Source organism: Ruminococcus sp., from assembly GCF_016283395.1.
Map to the genome: position 1 here is coordinate 1 of NZ_JAEEMU010000008.1, position 4,591 is coordinate 4,591.

At 45.4% G+C, this 4,591-nt stretch carries 3 protein-coding genes; all 3 read left to right on the forward strand.

From position 1 onward, the window contains the following. Positions 1-342: 342 nt before the first annotated feature. A complete protein-coding gene (locus tag QZZ41_RS00190; RefSeq protein ID WP_295066553.1) occupies positions 343-1,869 on the forward strand; it encodes a recombinase family protein in 1,527 nt (508 codons plus the stop codon). Between the two features lie 318 nt (positions 1,870-2,187). Beyond that, a complete protein-coding gene (locus QZZ41_RS00200; RefSeq protein ID WP_295066555.1) occupies positions 2,188-3,084 on the forward strand; it encodes a leucine-rich repeat domain-containing protein in 897 nt (298 codons plus the stop codon). Between the two features lie 206 nt (positions 3,085-3,290). Further along, on the forward strand, positions 3,291-4,591 hold a 1,301-nt coding region (locus QZZ41_RS00205; protein WP_295066558.1), incomplete at its 3' end, for a glycosyl hydrolase.

Genomic DNA, 4,591 nt, shown 5'->3' on the forward strand with positions numbered 1-4,591 from the left:
ATCGCGCTCAATATGATACATACCACCTTATCACAGAAATGCCGTTTTTTCCTGCATGATCCTATTATCAAAAAATATGGATTTTAAGTATTCGGACAAGTGATGCTGCAATAGAATGTAACGGAGGCGATTTCTATTGTAGAGTTAAGCAGATCAGGTCATTATTCACAGGTTAAAACAGTTATAACGGAAAAGGGGAGCATGGCTGTTGAAAATCTCTTCCCCGATAAAAATAACCGTAAAAAGATAAAAGCTGCGGAAGCGGAGCTGTACGGTATTTTCTCAAAATACGTAAAAAAGGGTGATGAAAAATAAATACAGTGTCTGTGCTGCGGCAAAGCAGTGCAGCGGACAGTTCTGAAAGGAGCTGATATTATCGTAGCTATCTATGCAAGACAATCTGTTGATCGTGCGGACAGCATCTCCATAGAACATCAGATAGAACTATGCAAATATGAAGCAAGAGGTGAGACTTTCAGGACGTATATAGACCGCGGTTACAGCGGCAAGGATACGAACCGTCCCGAGTTCGCACAGATGATGAACGATATAAGGCTCGGTGAGATAAATACGGTCATTGTTTATAAGCTCGACCGCATAAGCCGTTCAATACTTGATTTTTCGGCGATGATGGAAATGTTCGGCAAATACGGTGTGCAGTTCGTTTCTGCAACGGAAAAGTTTGACACTTCCTCGCCAATGGGAAATGCAATGCTGAATATCTGTATCGTATTTGCACAGCTTGAACGCGAAACTATACAGAAGCGAGTTGCTGACGCATATTTTTCACGGAGTCAGAAAAGCTTTTACATGGGAGGAGCTATACCCTACGGGTACAGAAAAGTGCCTGCTGTAATTGACGGGGTGCATACTTCAATGTATGAGCCGATACCCGATGAAGAAAATGTCGTCCGCATGATGTTTGAGATGTACTCTCAGCCGCAGACTTCATACGGTGATATCATTGACAGAATGAATGAGCTTGGGATAAAAAAGCGCGGAAAAGACTGGGTAAGACAGCGGATAAGGGAGCTTATCCTAAATCCCATATACGTAAAGGCTGACTCTGATGTGTATGATTTCTTCAAGGAGCATGGTGCAGTGCTTGTGAATCTGCCCTCGGATTATATCGGAGTCAACGGCTGCTACTGCTACAAAAGCCGTTCAGATAAAAGGAAAAAAATCACAGAAATTGAAGGCAAGCAGATAGTTCTTGCTCCGCACAAGGGGATAGTGGACTCGGCATTATGGCTGAAATGCCGTAAAAAGTGCATGGGGAGAGCGCAGATCATACCTTTGCAGAAGGCGAGAAATTCATGGCTGTGCGGCAAGATAAAGTGCGGAGAGTGCGGCTATGCTCTTACTGCAAAGCAGTTCGACAACGGGCGGCGGCGTTACCTCATCTGCTCAAACAGGCTCGGTACAAAATGCTGTAAAGGGGCAGGTACGCTGTATACTGCTGCGATAGAAAAGCTTGTGTGTGATGAGATAAACGAAAGGCTGACTGAGCTGGGAAAGCTTTCACCGTCGAAAAAAAGTGCTCCCGATAGTGAACTTGCTATGCTGGAGAATGAGCTTGCTGAGACAGACAAGGAGATAAACGGACTTCTCGAAAAAGTCGCCAATGCTGATAACGTGCTTTTTCAGTACATAAACCAGCGTATTTCCGCTCTTGACAGTCGGAAAAACGAAATATATCAGCGCGTGAAGAAGCTCGGTTCGGAAAAGTGTATTCCTGACTGCACGATAGACTATCATTCAGCGATGTGGGACGAGCTGAGCTTTGACGATAAACGTCAGGTGGCAGATATACTTATCCGCATCATATATGCTACAAGTGAAAAAATAATCATTCAGTGGAGAATATGAGTTCTCTTGAACGAAACGGCGAAGCACTTCGCATAGCACAGGATAATCTTGACTCTAAAAACTTCTATGCCTGCAATCCTTCCTTTGATAAAAACTGCGGCAAAAGATGAACGTATAAGGCTTCCGATATTTTCGGAAGCCTTTTTTATGGAAATATTACGGGAATATCCGACAAAAGAAGTCAGCGACAGCAGTCATTTATCACGGGTTAAAATGTGATGTGGATGAAAAGCATCGGGAAATCGGATATTTTGACATGAAAAAGAACTTTCGGCTGTACATTGCAGATGTTATACTGGACATAAAGGAGGGATAGGTATGAAAAAGATCATACTTGCTGCTGCGGCATTTATAATGCTGATATCAGCGGACAAAGGAACTGCTGCGGCAGAAAGCAGCGGCTACGAATACACTATCATAGACGGAGAAGTGACGGTAGTCGGATACAAAGGCGAACCCGAATACATTGAGATACCCGAATATATTGAGGGATGCCCCGTTATTGAGGTGAGGGACAACGCATTCTATAACTGTCATTCGCTGAAAGAGGCTGTACTGCCTGACACAGTGCTGAAAATAGGGCATCACAGCTTTTATGCCTGTTATGAGCTTGAAAGCATAAGGCTCCCTGCGGAGCTTGAAGAGATAGGCATGGGCTGCTTCTGTGGCTGCGGGGCACTAAAGGAGATAGAACTCCCCGAAACCCTTGATATTATCTCCGATTCCTGCTTTCGTGCCTGTACGTCTCTTAGTGAAATAAGTCTGCCGCATGGGACAAAAATAATCGAAAAATTTGCTTTTGCAGGCTGTACTGACCTGTGCAGCGCAGAGCTGGGCGAGAGCCTTTTAGCTGTGGGAGAAATGGCATTTTATATGTGCGGAAAGCTTTCGAGCGCGGTATTGCCCAAAACCTGCTACGATATAGGTGAGCAGGCATTCGGGTATGACTGTGACGGCAATAAGATGACAGTAAAAACAGATATGACGATAGTAGGTGACAGCGAGTCGGCGGTGGAACGATATGCAAAGGAAAACGGTCTCGGATTTGCAGAATTACATGAAACGGCTGATGCTTTTGCACAGGTTGCAGACGCTGAGAAAAGCGTGAAAGCACCCGAATGGGTGAGCTGGCTCGGGCTCGGCATATTTGGAGTGCTTACAGCCATAGTTGTGATAATATCATTTAACGAAGATAGGAGGAAAAAGCTTAAATAATTGCTGTTTCAGAACGGTCTGACCATAAATTGCGCTTTTTGGATAATCGGCTAATATTAGTAATGTTTTATGAAATCCCTTGCAATTTCAGAAAAAATGTGTTATCATATATGTGTATAATTGCGTTAAGCTGATAAATAAGGATAGGCACTTAAATTATAGGCTTAAAGCAAATAATTTAATACACACGATCTGGAGGGATCAAATTGAAAAAAGAAAACATGAAGCGCGCTGCGTGCACTGTTGCAGCTGCGTTCATCGCGTCGGCGGCGATGAGTTTTCCTTCAGCTCTGGCAAAGCCATCGGCAGTTCTTGCTGCCGATGAGGTCCTCAAATACGAATTCGAGGACGGCAAAACAAGCGGAGGAAAGATCCACGCTGATGGAGCTTCCGATGTAAAGATGAGCGATTTCCCGGAAGGCACAGACCTGAGCGGATTCTCGGGCAAGGGATTTGCTTATCTCGATCAGAAGGGCACAACCCTCAGCGTAGACGTAGATGTTCCTGAGGCAGGACTCTACGAGCTTAACATTGGTTACTGTGAACCAAGTGACCCAAACAAGAAAGTCCAGTATCTCAACGTCAACGGAGTAAATCAGGGCGAGCTTACCTGCCCGTACACCAAGACATTTGCAGAGACTTCTGGCGGTGTGGTGAACCTTAAAAAGGGAAAGAACACTATCGAGCTGAAAGCATACTGGGGCTATACCTTCTTCGATTATCTCACATTGAAGGCTGCTCCCGAAAAGCTCACCAATCTTTCGCCTACAAGGGAGCTTTCAAATCCCAAGGCTTCTGATACCACAAAGCGTCTTTACAATTATCTCTGCGACCAGTATGGAAAGCACATCATATCAGGTCAGCAGGAATACTGCGGAGACCACAACTATAACCTCTGGAACAGCCCCGATGTATTCATCAAGGACAATGAAGCCGAGTTTGAATACATAGAGGAAAAGACAGGCAAACAGCCTGCTATACGCGGAATTGATTTCCTTGCGTACAATACCTCTTCCGACTGGCGCGATCATGCTCCCGAGAGAGTTATCGAATGGGTAAACAAGTATCACGGTATCGCAACTGTTTCATGGCACTGGAACGTGCCGTGCGAAAAGGACAGCGATGATATAGCTTTCTATGTAGAGTCAGCTAATCCCAAGTTCACTACTTTCAGCTGTAAAAATGCAGTTACAGAGGGAACATGGGAAAATGAAGTCGTTATGGCTGATATCGAGCTTATCGCAGGCGAGCTGAAAAAGCTCAAGGACGCAGATGTGCCTGTGCTCTGGAGACCTCTCCACGAAGCCGAGGGCGGCTGGTTCTGGTGGGGAGCTGAGGGCGCGGAGCCCTGCAAGAAGCTCTACCGTCTGCTCTACGATCAGCTCACGAATGTTTACGGTCTGGACAACCTTATCTGGATATGGACAGGCTCTACTTCACCTGCGGCTGCCGACTGGTATCCCGGAGACGATGTTGTTGACATAGTGGGATACGATAAGTATAACTG

Excerpts from the sequence above, each read along its gene's own strand:
- QZZ41_RS00200 (WP_295066555.1), top strand. The coding sequence starts at position 2,188 with ATGAAAAAGATCATACTTGCTGCTGCGGCATTTATAATGCTGATATCA.